This window comes from Nocardia sp. NPDC056564 (assembly GCF_042793755.1).
Classification (GTDB): Bacteria; Actinomycetota; Actinomycetes; order Mycobacteriales; family Mycobacteriaceae; genus Nocardia.
Window position 1 is genome coordinate 44579 of the sequence record NZ_JBHTUR010000016.1, and the last position, 17617, is coordinate 62195.

Consider the following 17617-nt stretch of genomic DNA (forward strand, 5'->3'; position numbering starts at 1 on the left):
CTCACGGCAGTGGCACCGACCAGCACAGCCGGGTGCCCGGCAGGGCAGCGCCGTCGCCGGCCGGCCGCCCGGCCGCGCCGATGACGAACTGCCCGTCCGCCTTCTGCGCGCGCTGTTCCAGGTTGCGTAGCCCGCTGCGCACCACGTGATTCGGGATGCCCCAGCCGTTGTCGGTCACCACGATGGTCAGATCGTCGTCGACGCTGATCTCCACCGCGACAGTATCCGCCCCGGAGTGCCGGACCGCATTGCTGACCGCCTCACGCACCACGGCCTCCGCGTGATCGGCCAGCTCGGCCTCCAGCACCGAGAGCGGGCCGGTCACCGAGAGTGTCGACCGCAGGGTGGCCTCGGCGGTCTGCTGCCGGATCGCGTGCTCGATCCGCTGTTGCAGCGGGTTGCCGTTGCCGCCGTGCAGGTCGAAGATCGAGGTGCGGATCTCCTGCACCACCTCTTGCAGGTCGTTGACCACGGTCGAAAGGCGTTGCCGCACTTCGGGAACGGTGGCCTTCGCGACCGCGCCCTGGAGCGTGATACCGACCGCGAACAGGCGCTGGATGACGTGGTCGTGCAGGTCCCGCGCGATCCGGTCGCGATCGGCCAGGATGTCGATATCGCGCATCCGCTGCTGCGCGTCGGCCAGCTGCATGGCCAGCGCCGCCTGGTCGGTGAACGCGGCGGTCAGCTCGACCAGCTCGTCGGAGTACGGGGCGGCGCCGACCGGCCGCACCGTGGTCAGCACGCCGAGCGTGCTGTCCGGGGTGCACAGCGGCAGGATCAGCAGCGGTCCCGCGTCGGGCAGCGCGAGGCCGACGCTCACCGCGTCCGCGTCGTCGAAGCGCAGGGGAGTGCGGCGGGTGAACGCCTCGCCGAGCGCCGTCCCCTCGGTGTTCACCACCTTGCCCTCGTATCCCTCGCCGGGCCCGCACCACTGGGTGACCGAGAGCGCCGCAGGCTCGTCCACGTCATCCGGGCCGGTCAGGAAGGACTGATGCGAGCCGGTCAGCGTGCGCGCGTGCTCGACCACGTGCGCCAGCACCCGGTCGGACTCGGTGCCGGCCAGGAACTCGGTGGCGATGTCGCGGGTCGCCGCGATCCAGGCTTGCCGGGTGCGGGCCGATTCGTAGAGCCGCGCGTTGTCCACCGCGATGCCCGCCGCGGCCGCGAGCGCCTGGACCAACACGTCGTCATCGTCGGTAAACGGTTGCCCGCCTGCCTTTTCGGTCAGGTAGAGACTGCCGAACACCTCGCCGCGGATTCGCACCGGCACCCCGAGGAAGGTGTGCATCGGCGGGTGATTGGGTGGAAGGCCCACGGAGTCAGGGTGTTTCGAGATCTCCTCCAGCCGCAGCGGCTTGGACTGGTTGAACACCACGCCGAGCACGCCGTGCCCCTCCGGCAATCGCCCGATGGCCCTGCGGGTTTCGTCGTCGATCCCCTCGTCGATGAACTGCACCACCTGCTGGTCGTGGCCGCGCACGGCGAGCGCGCCGTAGCGGGCGTCGACCAGGCTGATCGCGGTGCGCACGATGGTGCGCAGGGTCTCGTCCAGGTCCAGGCCGGAGGTGACGGCCAGCATCGCCTCGACCAGACCGTCCATCCGGTCGCGGGAGTCGAGGATGAGCTCGACGCGCTCCTTGACCTCGCTGAGCAGTTCCCGCAACCGCAGTTGCGAGAGGGTGTCGCGCACGGAATAGGGGTCGTTGCCGTGGTCCTCGGTCATATCGGGTTCCCCTTGTGGTGGGCGCGCGAACTGCGCCTTGCGCCAGTCTAGTTCGCCCTTCGGGGACTTTCGGCCCTGTTCGCCACGGCATTGCGATGGTGACATGGGGCGACGGGATCTGAATATCGAAGGCAGGGCGTGTCGCATGAAGTCGTCGGGGCTGTTGAATTCGTCGTCAGCACAACACTGGCTCACCGCAAGCGATCTCGATCTAGCGGTGACCACGTTCGGCGCGGTGCCGGACGTGGACGTGACGAGGGCAGTCCGGGCGATCGGCCGGGTATTGCGCAGGCACCACCTGGACGCGGCGACCAGGGTGCGGGTCACCGCGCCGGCCGCGGCGGGCGAGGCGACCGTGGTGCAGGCCAACATTCGCTGTCGCACTATCGCCACGCGCGTGCAGGTGACAGGCCCCGGCGGATTCGCGGTCACGTTCGCCGCCGAACGGCTGGACCGGCAGCTGGCCCGGCTCGCGACGACCCAGTCCAGGGATTGGCCCGATCCCGCGCGGCCGCCGCTGGCCGAGGTCACCGAGCCGCGGCCGATCGTGCGCCGCAAGCGGGTCGAGTTGCTCACCGGCTCGCCCGCGGAGGCGACGGCGGTGATGGACGCGATGGACTACGACGCCTACCTGTTCACCGACGCCGAGTCCGGCGGGGAGGCGGTGGTGGCCTGGGGCGACCCGCTCGGCGTCCGGCTGTTCCGCCAGGACGTGGCGGTGCGCATCCCGCCGACGGTGAATCTGCTTCCGCTGACCGTGGATTCGGAGCCTGCCCCGGTCCTCGACGAGGACCGTGCCGCGCAGGTCCTGTGCCATCACGGACTGCCGTTCCTGTTCTTCACCGAGCCGCACAGCGGTCGCGGCAGGCTGCTGTACCGCCGCTACGACGGTGACCTATCGCTCGTCGAACCGGTCTGAACCTCAGCTCAGCGGCGCCGACCAGTGCACCCGCGTGCCACCGGACGGGGCCCGCTCGATGCTGCACCGGCCCTCGGATTCGGCCGCCCGCTGCGCGAGATTGGCCAGGCCGCTGGCGATTACGTCCTCCGGAACGCCGGAACCGTTGTCCTGCACCAGGATGGTCAGCTCGTCGGCCACGGTGATCTCGATCGTCACCGCGTCCCCACCCGAGTGCCGCACCGCATTGCTCACCGATTCGCGCACAACGGCTTCCGCGTGATCGGCCAGCGCGGGCCCGACCACCGACAGCGGCCCGTCGACCCGCAGCCGCGCCCGGATCGGGGCCGCCGCGGTCTGCTGCCGGATCGCGTCCTCCAGGCGCCGGCGCAGGGAGGCGCCCGCGCCGCCGTGCAGATCGAAGATCGTCGTGCGGATCTCGTGCACGATCTCCTGTAACCGATCGATCTCGTCCGAAAGTCGTTGCTGGACTTGCGGATCGTCGACCCGTGCGGCCATGCCCTGCAAGCCGAGTCCGACCGCGAACACCCGCTGGATGACGTGATCGTGCAGATCGCGCGCGATCCGGTCGCGATCGGCGAGCACATCCAGTTCCCGCGCCCGGCGCTGCGCCTCGGCCAGTTGCATGGCCAGCGCGGCCTGATCGGTGAACGCCGCGGCCAGCGCGCCGAGCTCGTCGGAGTACGGCTCCGCATCGACCGCGCGCGCCACGATCAGCACGCCGAGCACCACCCCCGCGGTCTGCAGCGGCAGGATCAGCGCGGGCCCGGTGGCGTCGATCGGCGCACCGAGGTCGACGCCGCGCGCGTCGGCCAGCCGGACCGACGCGCGCTCGGCGAAGGCCCTGCCCGCGGCGGTGCCGACGAGCCGCACGACCTGCCCCGCGTCCGGCTCCGCCGCTCTGGACCATTGCGCCACAACGAGTTCCGTGGCCTCCTCGGGCGGGATGCCCGGCTCGACCACCGCGAGGATCGCCTGCTCCGACCTGGTCAGCGTGCGCGCGTGCTCGACCACCTGGGCGAGCACCCGGTGCGGTTCGGTGCCCGCCAGGAACTCGGTGGCGATGTCCCGGTTCGCCTCGATCCACGCCTGCCTGGTGCGCGCCCATTCGTAGAGCCGCGCGTTGTCGTCGGCGATCCGGGTCGCGGTGTCCACTATCGTGCGCAACGTGTCGAACACGCTGTGCGGCACGTCTGTCATGCGCGGAGTCAGCGCTCGCCGAGCTTGCTGGCCAGCACCGCCGCCTGGGTGCGCCGCTCCATGCCGAGCTTGGCCAGCAGTCGTGACACGTAGTTCTTGACCGTCTTCTCGGCCAGGAACATCCTGGCCGCGATCTGCCGGTTGGTCAGGCCCTCGCCGAGCAGCGCGAGCAGCCTGCGCTCCTGGTCGGTGAGCCCGGCCAGCGGGCCGTCGTCGTCCGGCACGCCGTCGCGCAACCGGGCTCGCAGCGCCGCCGCCGCCCGGTTGTCCAGCAGCGAACGGCCCGAGCCGACCGTCTTGATGGCGGCGGCCAGTTCCATCCCCTTGATGTTCTTCACTACGTACCCGCTGGCGCCGGCCAGAATCGCGTCGAGCATCGCCTGCTCGTCGGTGTAGGAGGTGAGGATCAGGCAGCGCAGCCCCTCCACCTCGGCGAGCAGGTCGCGGCACAGTTCGATGCCGTTGCCGTCGGGCAGCCGCACGTCGAGCACCGCGACATCGGGACGTAGCACCGGGATCCGGGCCATCGCCTGGGCCACGTCACCGGCCTCGCCGATCACCGTCAGCTCGGGATCACCCTCCAGCAGATCGATCAGACCACGCCGGACGATCTCGTGGTCATCGACCAGAAATACCTGGAGCATGTCGACCTCCTCGTCGTCGCCTAACGGACGAAAGCAGCCCCTACGAATACCACGGGTAGACCTCGCGGTTCCGGGTAAGCTTGCAATGAAGTCAACCAGAGGGGCCGTGGGCAGCGGAGCCGTAAGGCTCATATGTGCATGGGAACTCGAGCGATGACCTATTCAGCGACACTAGATTTCAGTGCGATCTTCGGATCGCCGCGTGCCTGTCCCGGCTGCGGCGCGAACACCTTCGACCACCGACCCGGAACCGCGACGCATTGCGCGGGCTGCGGCACGCGCCTGGGTCCACCCGAGGAAGGACGTGGCGCCGAAGAACGCAGGCGCCCATGAGAATCGGACAGATCGTCCCGCCCTGGGTCCCGGTGCCGCCGCCGGCCTACGGTGGCACCGAAGCGGTGGTCGGCAACCTCGCCGTCGGACTCGACCAGCTCGGCCACGACGTGCACCTGTTCACGGTGGGCGAATCCACCTGCCCGGTGCGCCGATACTCCCTCTACGAGCATCCGACCGAGCAGATCGGCGTCGGTGAAGCCGAATTGATGCACGTGCTGGCCGCCTACGAGACCCTGGCCGACGTCGACATCATCCACGATCACACCTCGCTCGGCCCGTTCGTCGGCGCGCTGGAGAACTCGCCCCCGGTCGTGGTCACCAACCACGGACCGTTCTCCGCGATGCGCCAGGAACTGTTCCGGTCGATGGCGCGCCACGCCAGCATCGTCGCCATCTCCGAGGCGCAACGCCGGATGGCGGGCAGCGTGCCCATCGCCGAGGTGATCCAGCACGGCATCGACCTCGACGCGCACCGATTCGGCCCTGGCGGTGGCGGTTACGTGGTGTTCGTCGGCCGGATGAACGAGACCAAGGGCGTGCACCGGGCAGTGCAGATCGCCCGGCTGGCCCGACGCAAGCTGCTCATGATCACCAAGATGCGCGAACCGGAGGAGCGGCGCTACTACACTGAGCGGGTGCGTCCACTGATGGGCCCCGACGACCCCGAACCGCGCGAGGAAGCCACCGAGCGCCGGGTCGAACTGGTGCGCCACGCCGACGCGTTGATCAATCCGATCGAATGGCCCGAGCCGTTCGGCCTGGTCATGGCCGAGGCATTGGCCTGCGGCACACCGGTTCTCGCGTTCCCCAACGGCGCCGCGCCGGAGATCGTCGAGCACGGCAAGACCGGCTTCCTGTGCCGCGACGCCGAGGCGATGGTGGACGCGCTCGACCGGGTGCACACCATCGATCGACGGGACTGCCGCGCGGCGGCCGAGCAGCGGTTCGGCCGGCTGCGCATGGCCCGCGATCACGAGCGGCTGTATCGCCGCATCCTGGCCGAGCGGACGACCCGGGTCATGGCGCCCATTACGGTGGCGTGAGCTTGCCGAGGTCTGCGGCGTGACCCATCCCTGGGGCGACGGCTCGGACACGGAGGCGCCCACGGCGATCAACGCCGGCGTGACACTCGTCGAGGGCTCGACGTTCTGCATCAGCGACACCAGCGGTGGGATCACGCCGAACCGCGCGGCGGGCTTGTTCGTCCGGGACACCAGGGTGCTGTCGCACTGGCGGCTCACCGTCGACGGGATGGAACCGCAGCCGTTGACCGTGCGCTACGACCAGCCGTACAGCGCGACGCTGCTGGCCAGGACCGCGCCCAGGGCGGGCACCGCGGACAGCACCGCGCTGGTGATCATCGGCAGGCACGTCGGCGACGGGATGCGCGAAGACCTGGTGGTGCGCAACCTGTCCGGCGCGCCGCTCGAGTGCGCGATCAAGCTGGAGCTGGACGCCGATTTCGCCGATCTCTTCGAGGTCAAGGAGGGGCGCACCGGCCACGACGTGGTCACCGCGGCGCGGGCGCTGGGCAACGCGGTGCGGATCACCAGGGCCGAGCTGGACGTGGCGGTGACCGTCAGCGGCAGCGGGGCCACGGCGGAGGGGCGCGAATTGTGCTGGGAGGTCACCCTTCCCGGGCGTGGTGAATGGTCCGCCTGCGTCGAGTATCTGCCCGCGCTCGGCACCGGCGACACGGCACCGCGTTATCCGTGCGGCATACCCGTGAGCCGCAGCACGCCCGCGCAACGCCTGCGCGAGTGGTACAAGAACTCGCCGACCGTGCAGACCGACGACGAGACCCTCGCCGCGGTACTGCAACGCACCCTCACCGATCTCGGCGCGCTGCGCATCTTCGATCCCGACCATCCCGAGCGCGCGGTGGTCGCGGCCGGGGCGCCCTGGTTCATGGCGCTGTTCGGCCGGGACTCGTTGCTCACCTCGTGGATGGTGTTGCCGCTGGACCGCAGGCTCGCGGTGGGCACCTTGCAGAGCCTGGCCGATCTGCAAGGCACCGAGACGCAGGCCGCGACCGAGGAGCAGCCGGGCCGGATCCCGCACGAGGTGCGGTTCGGCCGGGCGGCGACGCTACTGCTCGGCGGCGGCACCGCCTACTACGGCACCGCCGACGCCACCCCGCTGTTCGTGATGCTGCTCGGCGAGCTCTACCGCTGGGGACTGGACCCGAAGATCCGTGACGACCTGTTGCCGCACGCGGATCGCGCGCTGGACTGGATCGAACGATACGGCGACGCGGACGGCGACGGATTCGTCGAATACCAGTGTGCCGCCGATCACGGGCTGGCCAATCAGGGGTGGAAGGACTCCTGGGACGGGGTCAACTTCGCCGACGGCACGCTGCCCGAGGCGCCGATCGCGCTCGCCGAAGTGCAGGGCTACACGTACGCGGCGTATCTCGCGCGCGCCACGCTGGCCGCGGGCACCGGCGACCACTCGACCGCGGAACGCTGGCGGGCCAAGGCCGCGCGGCTGAAAACCCTGTTCAACGAGGCGTTCTGGTTGCCCGATCGCGGCTGGTACGCGATCGGCCTGGATCGGGACAAGCGGCCGATCGACGCGCTCACCTCGAATATCGGGCACTGCCTGTGGACCGGGATCGTCGACGACGACAAAGCGAAGCGGGTCGCCGACCATCTGCTCTCGCCGGAGATGTTCAGCGGCTGGGGGATCCGCACGCTGGCCACGTCAATGGGTGCTTACAACCCGGTCAGCTATCACAACGGCTCGGTCTGGCCGCACGACAACGCGATCTGTGCCGCAGGACTGATGCGCTACGGGTTCACCGAGCACGCGAACCAGGTGGTATCGGCCATGCTCGACGCCTCGACCCGGTTCGGTCACCGGCTGCCCGAACTCTTCAGCGGCTTCGACCGCGCCGAATTCGACGTCCCCGTCCCGTATCCGACGTCCTGCTCGCCGCAGGCGTGGGCCGCTGCCGCGCCGCTGTTGTTTTTGCGTACGCTGTTGAGACTGGAACCGAGCGTTCCGGAGGGGGTGCTGTCGGTCGCGCCGGTGGTCCCCGCTCGCTATCTCCCGCTGCGGGTCGGCGGGCTGCGGGTCGGCTCGGACGTGCTGTCGGTCACCGTCGACGCGGAGGGCTGGCAAGTCCGCGGCCTGTCCGGCGACCTGCGACGGAGCTAGCACCCACCCCGGTCGGCAACCTTCGCAATATTGCCGGCGTCGGCGCTGTTGTAGCTGGTACGCGTCGCGCGAGCGAAACTTGTCGGTGGGCGCGTTTAGCATGACGGCCGGATACGTCTGGAAGCCGTTTAGTCGGTTCACTCGAACACGATGAGAAGGGAATCACCTGGTGGCGGAACGCCTGACTGTGCGCGGTGCTCGGGAACACAACCTGAAGGGGGTCGACCTGGACCTGCCTCGCGACAGTCTCATCGTGTTCACCGGACTCTCCGGCTCGGGCAAGTCGAGCCTGGCGTTCGACACGATCTTCGCCGAGGGACAGCGGCGGTACGTGGAGTCGCTCTCGGCATACGCCCGGCAATTCCTCGGGCAGATGGACAAGCCGGACGTCGACTTCATCGAGGGGCTCTCGCCCGCGGTGTCGATCGACCAGAAGTCGACCAACCGCAACCCGCGCTCGACCGTCGGCACCATCACCGAGGTCTACGACTACCTGCGCCTGCTCTACGCGCGCGCGGGCACCCCGCACTGCCCGGTGTGCGGCGAGCTGATCGAGCGGCAGACGCCGCAGCAGATCGTCGACCAGGTGCTCGCCATGGAGGAGGGCATCAAGTTCCAGGTGCTGGCGCCGGTGGTGCGCACCCGCAAGGGTGAATTCGTCGACCTCTTCGAGCAATTGAACACCCAGGGCTACTCCCGGGTCCGGGTCGACGGCGTGGTCTATCCGCTGACCGACCCGCCGAAGCTGAAGAAGCAGGAGAAGCACGACGTCGAGGTGGTGGTCGACCGCCTGTCCGTCAAGCCGAATTCCAAACAGCGGCTCACCGATTCGATCGAGACCGCGCTGCGGCTGGCCGACGGCATCGTGGTGCTCGACTTCGTCGATCGCGACGAGCACGCGCACGACCGCGAGCGCCGCTTCTCCGAGCGCCTGGCCTGCCCGAACGGGCATCCGCTCGACATCGAGGACCTGGAACCCCGGTCGTTCTCGTTCAACTCGCCCTACGGCGCCTGCCCGGACTGCTCCGGTCTCGGTATTCGTAAAGAGGTCGACCCGGATCTGGTGGTGCCCGATCCGGCGCTCAGCCTGAACGACGGGGCGATCGCGCCATGGTCGCGCGGGCAGACCGCGGAGTACTTCACCCGGCTGTTGTCCGGGCTCGCGTCGTCCATCGGCTTCTCCATGGACACGCCCTGGGAGCGGTTGCCGCTCAAGGCGCGCAAGGCCGTGCTCGAGGGCAGTTCCGATCAGGTGCACGTCTCCTACACCAATCGGTACGGGCGGAAGCGTTCGTACTACGCCGATTTCGAGGGCGTGATGCCGTTCCTCCAGCGGCGCATGGAGAGCACCGAGTCCGAGCAGATGAAGGAGCACTACGACGGGTACATGCGCGACGTGCCGTGCCCGGTCTGCCACGGCGCCCGGCTGCGCCCGGAGATCCTCGCGGTCACCATCGACGCCGGCGGCGACCACAAGTCGATCGCCGAGGTCAGCGACCTGTCCATCGGGGAGTGCTCCAAGTTCCTGAACTCGCTCACGCTGGGGGAGCGGGAGGCCGCGATCGCCGGGCAGGTGCTCAAGGAGGTGCAGGCGCGGCTCGGCTTCCTGCTCGATGTCGGGCTGGAGTACCTGTCCCTGTCCCGGGCCGCGGCGACGCTGTCCGGCGGTGAGGCGCAGCGCATCCGGCTCGCCACCCAGATCGGGTCCGGCCTGGTCGGCGTGCTCTACGTGCTCGACGAACCGTCCATCGGCCTGCACCAGCGGGACAACCGGCGGCTCATCGAAACCCTCACCCGGCTGCGCAATCTCGGCAATACGCTGATCGTGGTCGAGCACGACGAGGACACCATCCGTGCCTCGGACTGGGTGGTCGACATCGGCCCGCTGGCCGGCGAGCACGGTGGTCGAGTGGTGCACAGCGGCACCTACCAGGAACTGCTCGCCGAACCCGAATCACTGACCGGCGCCTACCTTTCCGGCCGGGAGCGGATCGAACTGCCGCTGGTTCGCCGCCCGATCGACAAGAAGCGCCAGATCACCGTGGTCGGCGCGACCGAGCACAACCTGCGCGACATCGAGGTGAACTTCCCGCTCGGCGTGCTCACCGCGGTCACCGGCGTCTCCGGTTCCGGCAAGTCGACGCTGGTCAACGACATCTTGGCGACCGTGCTGGCGAACAAGCTCAACGGTGCCCGGCAGGTGCCCGGCCGGCACACCAGGATCAAGGGGCTCGACGATCTGGACAAGCTGGTCCAGGTGGACCAGTCGCCGATCGGCCGCACCCCCCGGTCCAACCCCGCCACCTACACCGGCGTGTTCGACAAGATCCGCACCCTGTTCGCGTCGACCACCGAGGCGAAGGTGCGCGGCTACCAGCCGGGCCGGTTCTCGTTCAACGTCAAGGGCGGTCGCTGCGAGGCGTGCTCCGGTGACGGCACGCTGAAGATCGAGATGAACTTCCTGCCGGACGTGTACGTCCCGTGCGAGGTCTGCCACGGTGCGCGCTACAACCGGGAAACGCTCGAGGTGCACTACAAGGGCAAGACCATCGCCGAGGTCCTCGACATGTCCATCGAGGAGGGGGCCGAGTTCTTCGAGCCGATCAGCTCGATCCACCGCTACCTCAAGACGCTGGTGGAGGTCGGTCTCGGCTACGTCCGCCTCGGCCAGAGTGCCCCCACCCTGTCCGGCGGCGAGGCCCAGCGGGTCAAGCTGTCGGCGGAACTGCAGAAGCGTTCCACCGGCCGCACCGTCTACATCCTCGACGAGCCGACCACCGGCCTGCACTTCGAAGACATCCGCAAGCTGCTCAAGGTGATCAACGGCCTGGTCGACAAGGGCAACACGGTGATCGTCATCGAACACAACCTGGACGTCATCAAGACGGCCGACTGGGTCATCGACATGGGTCCCGAGGGCGGTTCCGGCGGCGGCATGGTGATCGCCGAAGGCACCCCGGAAGACATTGCCGCCGTGGCGGAAAGCTACACCGGCCAGTTCCTGCGGGAGGCCCTGGAGCAGGCCGACCAGCCTTCGACAAAGAAGGCACCCGCCAAGAAGGCCGCGGCCAATACAACCGCCACCAAGACCCCGGCCAAGAAAACACCCGCGAAGAAGGCGGCAGCCAAAACCCCGGCCGACAAGCCGACCGAGGCCCAGGCAGCCGCAAAAACCGCCGCAAAACGGTTGTCCCGCAAGGCAGCCGCCCTGCGCTGACCCCACCCCACCAACAATCGCGCCCCGGGCAACCCCCGGGGCGCGATCGCGTTCATTCGGTCCGGTGGGCGCACGGTTTCGGAATCCGCACTCCCACTCGGGATCCGCACGCGGAATAAGGGTAAAGCCGGTGCGGATCCCGAGTGGGAGTGCAGGTTTTACTGATTGGTGGAACTGCACAGCTGTTTTGTGCAGTTCTATAGGGCTAGTAGAGGTATCCGAAGGATCGCTCGAGTGCGTGATGGAATTTGGATTCGGCGTCTCGGTAATTGCTTTAAGGGTAGGGCAATTGGGGAAGGGTGGGCCTGGGGTTTTGTTTTTCCCCAGTCGGGGGTGGGCTCGGTGGCAATAGGGTGTGATTCCATTTGTAGGTATGAACTTTAAATGGAGAGCTGGGGGTCGTCGGCTCGTTACGGTCGTAATCGCAATGGTGGCAGTGGGTTTCGGGGGTGTGCCCAGTTCGCTGGCGGAGCCGCCGGTTGCGCCGGCGCCGCCGGGGGTGATGGTGCCGCATACGGAACCGGTTCCGCTGCAACCGGATCAGCAGTCGCGGATCTATTTCAAGATTCCGGCGGCCAATGAAATGGTGCGGATGCAGACGCATTTCGTGGTTCCGGCAAAGCCGGCGCGGGTGGGGACCATGTTTCTGTGGCCCGGTCTCGAGCCGCGGGAGGGCGGCCGCAACTACTATCCGATCGGGCTCGGCGTCCTGCAGCCCGTGCTCACCTGGGGTGACGCTTGCGCTCCGGTCCAGCAGCCGCCGACCTATTCGACCTGGTGGATTTCCGGGCAGTACGTCAACGTGTACTCCAAGGATCCGCGCTACGCCGACTGCCACTCCGGTCGTGCGATGTCGGTGAAGGTGGGCGAGGCCCTCGACATGGATATCGCGCTCGACCAGGCGACCGGCGTATGGACGCAGACCATCACCGGTCAGTCGGGAACGGTCCGCTACTCGATCAACCTGCGCGCCCAGGCCCAGAACATGGCCCTCTTCGCGATCGAACCGTGGGACAACGCCAGAATCCCCAACCGCCTCGTCTTCACCGACACCACCATCACCTTCCGCGACCCGGCCCAGCAAGCCTGCCTGACCCCCGAACTCACCTACACCGGCACCGGTGGCACCCTCACCCCGCCCACCACCTCCGACGGCCGCCGCTGCCACATCGACACCGTCACCGTGAACCCGCCGCGCAGCGCCGACTGACCTGGCGGCCATCACGCGAAGTTCCCTAAACTTCCCTATTGAGAAATTCAATAGGGAAGTTTAGAGTATTTTTGTGACTGATCGCGTCTACTCTGTGGAGCAGGTGGCCGAACGGCTGGGCCTGCATGTGCGCACGATCCGCAACTACGTGCGGGACGGGCGGCTCCATGCGGTGCGGATCGGCAAGCAGTATCGGATCGCGGAGGCGGATCTGGAGGCGTTCACCGGGTTGCCGGTGCCCGCGCCGGTACGCGAGACGGTGGGGCGGCAGCGGCACACCGAGGTGTCGAGCATCGTTCAGGTCGAGGCGATCAGTCGCGAGCTGGCCGAGCGGGTGACCACGTTGCTGATGGCTGCGGCCAATACGCGTTCCGGCGAGGGCGACCCGTTGCGCATCGAGACGCTGTACGACGCGGAGCGGGCGCGCCTGAAAGTCATTGTCCTTGGCGGGCTCGCGGACACGGCTCGGCTGTTCGACTACATGGAAGGGGTGCTCGCGTCATGAGCGAGCGGAACATCGGCACGACGGATTCCGGGCGCGGGGGAGTAGACCTGGCCACGATCTACAAGTCGGAGCGCGGCGCGCGCAAGGTTCGGCAGCGCTACGCGGAATTGCTGGCGGAATGGCCGGTACCCGCTGAGCATCGGCGCGTGCCGACTCGCGAGGGCGAGACTTTCGTCGTGGTCTCCGGCCCGGAAGACGCGCCGCCGCTGGTGCTGCTGCACGGCTCGGGCGCGAACACATCGATGTGGCGTGGCGACATCGGTTCCTGGGCAACGCATTTCCGTACCTACGCCGTCGACCTCGTCGGTGAACCCGGCGCCAGTGCGCCGTCCCGGCCGCCCCTGGACTCCGACCGGCTCGCGCTGTGGCTCGACGATGTGCTGGACGGCCTTGGCCTGGAAGACATCTCGGTCGTCGCCGCATCCCTCGGCGGTTGGGTCGCGGTGGACTACGCCATTCGCAGACCGGGCCGGATAACCCGGCTCGCCCTGCTCTGCCCGGGCGGCATCGGCGCGCAGACGATGGGCTGGCTGCCGAAAGCGTTGTTCCTGCGCCTCTTCGGACATCGCGGCGTCCGCCGCACCGCCGCCATCGTCACCGGCCTGGACGCCCCGATGTACCGGGTGGCCCTCGACGACGTGGTCCTGACCTTCACCGAGTTCAAACCGCGCACCGAACGCCTGCCCGTCTTCCCCGACGATGCCTTGCGCGGCCTGACCATGCCGCTGCTGGTGATCGTCGGCGCCCGCGACGTCATGCTCGACTCCGCGGTCACCGCCGACCGCGTCCGCCGCTGCGTCCCGAACGCGACAGTCCACGTCCTACCGGACGTCGGCCACGCAATCCTCGGCCAAACCGACACCGTCGCGAAATTCCTCCTCGACGAGCCGCCCACCCAGTAACCGCGCAACGCCGCGCCCATGCGCTATCCGTTGGCGGCGGCGGGCATCGGTGTGCCGAACCAGTGGGTCAGCGCTGTGTGCAGGCGGTCTGACGTGGACTGGTCGGTGTCGTCGGCGGCCCAGGCTACGTAGCCGTCCGGTCTGATCAGTAGTGCGGTGGCGGGTGCGTCGTTGCTGGTTGCGGTGATGACGTCTACTCGGTCGCGCCATGCTTTCGTGATATCGGGGAAGGTCGGGTTGCCGGTGAGCATGAGCAAGACAGGTCGTGCCTTGCGCATGAGTTCGGCGACTCGTTTTGTGCCGTCCGGGGTTTCGAGGGTCAGGTCGGGGACCATGCGGCCGGCGAGCGGGTGTGGGTCTCCGGTCTCGTAGCGAGTGTCGGAACCGGACATCAATCGGGCGATGTATTCGGTGTTCTCCGGTCGCTCCAACAGCTCGCCGAGCAGGGTGCGCAGCGCCGTGACTTCGGGTCCGGGCGCGAAGAGGGCGGTTTGGGCCAGCGAGCTCATCATTACCCGGACTCCGACCGGGTGCCGCTCGGAATGGTAGGTGTCCAGCAATCCGGCCGGCGCCCAGCCGTTGATCTCCGCGGCGAGCTTCCAACCCAGATTGGCCGCGTCTTGCAAGCCGAGGTTGAGGCCGGGGCCACCCATCCCGGAATGCACGTGCGCGGCGTCGCCGAGCAGGAACACATTACCCGCCCGGTATCGGTCGGCCTGCCGGGTGTTCTGATTCTCGATGCGGCGCAACGCATGTGGGCCCGGTCCGCGTGGCGCCTCCAGCGGCAGGTCGACGCCGAGCACCCGGTGCACACTGTCACGCAGTTCCGCGATGGTCATCGGGGTGCCCTCAGGCATCGCTTCGACGCCGAATTCCATGCTCGCGATGAGCGGCCGGCCGGGCTCCAGCTCCGCGAAGACGAACCCGCCGCGTTCTAGTCGGTTGTGTCCGGCGGGAAGTCGCCCGAACCCGGGAATTTCGATGCCGCCGTCACTGGTCCGCAACTCATCCGGAAGCCAGGCATGTCCGATCCGCACCACGCTGTCGGCCGCGGTGTAGCCGGGGAAATCGATGCCGACCTGTTTGCGGACGGAACTCTTGCCACCGTCGGCGCCGATCAGGTATCGAGCCCCGACGCGATAGTCACCGTGGGGCCCAGCGACCGTGATGTCGACACCGTCGTCGCGCTGGGTCAGCTCATCGAGGCGGTTTCCCCACCTGATGTCCACACCCAGCTCGGCTGCCCACTTTTCCAGCAGCCGAACGAGTTTCGGCTGCGGAATGCCGAGCAAGGTCATCGGATTGTCCGCCAGCTCGGCGAAGGACAGCGGCAGCCCGCTGAAGATATAGGCGGGCAGCGGCTGCGGCGCACCGGGCGCGCCGCCGAACTCGTGGTAGAGCCCACGCATGTCCAGCAGCCGAATCACCTGCCCGACAAGGCCGTTCGCCTTCGGCTGGTCGCTGGGCTCGGGTAGTTCGTCGAGCACGATGGCGTGCACTCCGCCCAGTGCGAGTTCGCCGGCGAGCATCAGCCCGTTGGGTCCGGCACCGGAAATGACTACGTCGACAGAGTTTTCGGGCATGACAAATACACCTCTTGTTCGATGGTGGGGTCAGTGCGGCGTCAGCGCGGTCAGGTCAGCGCGGAGGTTCGGGTAGTCCGGCAGTCACCTCGGCGAGGGCCTGACGGAGCAGCGTGGTGATGTGGACCGGCGGATCGGCATTGGCGTACGCCACCATGACCGCTTCGGCGATGGTGGCTACGGTGCCGGCGACCAGGCGCGGATAGATGTCGCGCAACGGGTCGGTGCCGGTGCGTTCGGCGATCAACTCGAGCCACTCGTCGGAGATCTCCCGGAACAAGGCGTGCCGCAGTTCCGGCACGTCGAACAGCTTTCGGATCTCGGCCAGTTGCGCCGGACTGGGCGGCGTGAACTGGGTGCGGTCGGCCTCCAGCGGCTCGAGCATTGCCGCGGTGATCGCGGTCCAGAGCGGTTCATCCGCCGGACGCTCCCGCAATATCGTGAGGCTGCGCCGGATTCGCATCGATTGCCGATAGACGATCGCGTCGTGCTTACCGGTGAAGTAGTTGTTGAACGTCCGCACCGACACTCCGGCCCGCGCCGCGATGTCCTCGCGGGTGACGTTCTCCAGCCCGCGCTCGAAGGCCAGTTCCAGCGCGGCGGTACTCAACGCCATGCGGGTGTCGAGCTTCTTGCGTTCGCGCAGTCCGAGCACTTCCTCCTCCGGCATGACCACAGCGTACCGAAAAAACGTGCCTGGTGGGAAAAATTTCCTACCGGGAAAAATTAACGGCAGCGCGACTGGTGAAGGCCGGGTCAGCGCTGCCGTGCGGCGTTGCGGGGGATCAGTAGACCGGTCCGGTGTACTTCTCGCCCGGTCCCTTGCCCGGCTCGTCGGGATGTGCCGACGCCTCCCGGAACGCCCGCTGCAACGACTGCAACCCCTCGCGAATCGGCCCGGCGTGCGGCCCGAGGTACTCCACCGACGCGGTGACCAGGCCGGCCAGTGCGGTGATCACCCGGCGCGCCTCGTCCAGATCGCGGCGCGCGCTGGTTTCCGGGTCCTCGTCCGCGAGCCCGAGCTTCTCCGCGGCCGAACTCATCAGCATCACCGCGGCCCGGCTGATCACCTCGACCGCGGGGATGTCGGCCAGTTCGCGCACGGAGTTGTCGAGCTCTTCTGTCATGCTCATCAGGCTAGCGACGCGGCCGGCGGCCACGGGAATCGGCCGAGCTCGACGCGCACGCACCGGGCCGATTCGGCGATAGCCGAACAGAATGTTAGACTTTCCGCTGACGACCGCCCCAGGTTGTGTCTTCTTCCAAGATTTCGAGCCCGGGGCTGATAAGTGGAGCCCGACTCCCACCGTTGCCGACGAGCGATCGTCAGGTCAAACGGTCCGGTCACCCGCCTTCTCGGAGGCGGGTTTCTTGTGCCGGGGTTCTCTCGCGAGAGCCGCGCATAAGATCGCACGCGAGGTTTTGGCGTGCGCCGACCGGTCGACTCGGGCCCCGCAGCGGAATACCGCTTCGGGGCTTTTGTGTTGAACAGGGGTTGCAGTTATTGCGCGCGGTCGTCCTGACGACACCGCTTGACCTAGGAGGCCCCATCAGCACTGAGACCCGCATCAACGATCGCATCCGTGTTCCCGAGGTCCGGCTCATCGGACCCAGCGGCGAGCAGGTTGGGATCGTGCGTGTTGAAGATGCACTACGCGTCGCCATGGAGGCAGATCTCGATCTCGTCGAGGTCGCTCCGGATGCACGTCCGCCGGTCTGCAAGATCATGGACTACGGCAAGTTCAAGTACGAGACGGCGCAGAAGGCGCGCGAGTCTCGGAAGAACCAGGTGCAAACCGTGATCAAGGAGCAGAAGCTCCGCCCGAAGATCGACGACCACGACTACGCGACCAAGAGGGGCCATGTCATGCGCTTCCTCGAGGCGGGGTCGAAGGTCAAGGTCACCATCATGTTCCGTGGACGTGAGCAGTCCAGGCCCGAACTGGGCTACCGGCTGCTGCAGCGCCTCGCGGCGGACGTGGCCGACTTGGGGTTCGTCGAGACCTCGGCCAAGCAGGACGGTCGCAACATGACCATGGTCCTCGCGCCCCACAAGGGTGCGAAGACGCGAGTGAAGGCACAGCAGGAGTCCGCAGCTCCGCGGCAGCAGCAGCCCGCTGCGCAGCCGAGCCCCGCGCCCGCTGGGACCGTCGCCGCAGACACGACGCCCGCCGCGGCTCCGGCCGAGCAGGCCGACCCGCCGCAGTAATACCGAT

Annotated in this window: 14 protein-coding genes; 8 read left to right on the top strand and 6 right to left on the bottom strand. The window is 68.0% G+C overall.

Annotated elements, in window-relative coordinates:
- Position 1: 1 nt before the first annotated feature.
- Positions 2-1723: a GAF domain-containing protein gene (locus tag ACFQ9K_RS31970; RefSeq protein WP_378723551.1), complete on the bottom strand. Its 1722-nt coding sequence runs from the start codon at positions 1721-1723 to the stop codon at positions 2-4.
- A 145-nt stretch (positions 1724-1868) separates the two neighbouring features.
- Between ACFQ9K_RS31970 and ACFQ9K_RS31975 the strand changes: the two genes are divergently transcribed.
- A complete protein-coding gene (locus ACFQ9K_RS31975; RefSeq protein ID WP_378723553.1) occupies positions 1869-2642 on the top strand; it encodes a sigma 54 modulation/S30EA ribosomal C-terminal domain-containing protein in 774 nt (257 codons plus the stop codon).
- Between the two features lie 3 nt (positions 2643-2645).
- Here ACFQ9K_RS31975 and ACFQ9K_RS31980 read toward each other — a convergent pair whose 3' ends face one another.
- Both ACFQ9K_RS31980 and ACFQ9K_RS31985 read right to left on the bottom strand, forming a co-directional pair.
- Positions 2646-3842 carry a GAF domain-containing sensor histidine kinase gene (locus ACFQ9K_RS31980; protein ID WP_378983974.1) on the bottom strand — a complete coding sequence of 399 codons (1197 nt, stop codon included), beginning with the start codon at positions 3840-3842 and terminating at the stop codon, positions 2646-2648.
- Positions 3843-3850: 8 nt separating this feature from the next.
- Positions 3851-4486, bottom strand: a complete 636-nt coding sequence (locus ACFQ9K_RS31985; RefSeq protein ID WP_378726378.1) for a response regulator — start codon at positions 4484-4486, stop codon at positions 3851-3853.
- Positions 4487-4815: 329 nt separating this feature from the next.
- Here ACFQ9K_RS31985 and ACFQ9K_RS31990 point away from each other — a divergent pair, with 329 nt between their 5' ends.
- The 6 genes from ACFQ9K_RS31990 (at position 4816) to ACFQ9K_RS32015 (ending at position 13818) form a co-directional block, all read left to right on the top strand.
- Entirely contained in the window at positions 4816-5865 is a 1050-nt protein-coding gene (locus tag ACFQ9K_RS31990) for a glycosyltransferase (protein ID WP_378726376.1), read from the top strand.
- Positions 5866-5884: 19 nt separating this feature from the next.
- Complete coding sequence (locus ACFQ9K_RS31995) at positions 5885-7984, top strand: glycogen debranching N-terminal domain-containing protein (RefSeq protein ID WP_378726374.1); 2100 nt, start codon at positions 5885-5887, stop codon at positions 7982-7984.
- A 169-nt stretch (positions 7985-8153) separates the two neighbouring features.
- Positions 8154-11201 carry an excinuclease ABC subunit UvrA gene (gene uvrA / locus ACFQ9K_RS32000; protein WP_378726372.1) on the top strand — a complete coding sequence of 1016 codons (3048 nt, stop codon included), beginning with the start codon at positions 8154-8156 and terminating at the stop codon, positions 11199-11201.
- 427 nt (positions 11202-11628) lie between these two features.
- Positions 11629-12411 (top strand): hypothetical protein, encoded by a 783-nt coding sequence (locus ACFQ9K_RS32005; RefSeq protein WP_378724682.1) that lies wholly within the window; start codon positions 11629-11631, stop codon positions 12409-12411.
- Positions 12412-12484: 73 nt separating this feature from the next.
- Positions 12485-12916 carry a helix-turn-helix domain-containing protein gene (locus tag ACFQ9K_RS32010; protein WP_378724684.1) on the top strand — a complete coding sequence of 144 codons (432 nt, stop codon included), beginning with the start codon at positions 12485-12487 and terminating at the stop codon, positions 12914-12916.
- The gene (locus ACFQ9K_RS32015; RefSeq protein WP_378724687.1) at positions 12913-13818 is read left to right on the top strand and encodes an alpha/beta fold hydrolase; all 906 of its coding nucleotides are present in this window, start codon (positions 12913-12915) and stop codon (positions 13816-13818) included. Before ACFQ9K_RS32010 ends, ACFQ9K_RS32015 begins: the two co-directional genes overlap by 4 nt.
- Before the next feature lie 23 nt (positions 13819-13841).
- Here the strand turns inward: ACFQ9K_RS32015 and ACFQ9K_RS32020 are convergent, their stop codons facing one another.
- From ACFQ9K_RS32020 to ACFQ9K_RS32030, 3 genes are all read right to left on the bottom strand, one after another.
- Positions 13842-15401, bottom strand: a complete 1560-nt coding sequence (locus ACFQ9K_RS32020) for an FAD-dependent monooxygenase (protein ID WP_378724689.1) — start codon at positions 15399-15401, stop codon at positions 13842-13844.
- 55 nt (positions 15402-15456) lie between these two features.
- Positions 15457-16071: a TetR/AcrR family transcriptional regulator gene (locus tag ACFQ9K_RS32025; protein WP_378724691.1), complete on the bottom strand. Its 615-nt coding sequence runs from the start codon at positions 16069-16071 to the stop codon at positions 15457-15459.
- Positions 16072-16186: 115 nt separating this feature from the next.
- The gene (locus tag ACFQ9K_RS32030; protein WP_378724692.1) at positions 16187-16528 is read right to left on the bottom strand and encodes a DUF1844 domain-containing protein; all 342 of its coding nucleotides are present in this window, start codon (positions 16526-16528) and stop codon (positions 16187-16189) included.
- A gap of 368 nt (positions 16529-16896) precedes the next feature.
- Here ACFQ9K_RS32030 and infC point away from each other — a divergent pair, with 368 nt between their 5' ends.
- Complete coding sequence (gene infC, locus ACFQ9K_RS32035) at positions 16897-17610, top strand: translation initiation factor IF-3 (RefSeq protein WP_378724693.1); 714 nt, start codon at positions 16897-16899, stop codon at positions 17608-17610.
- Positions 17611-17617: the final 7 nt, after the last annotated feature.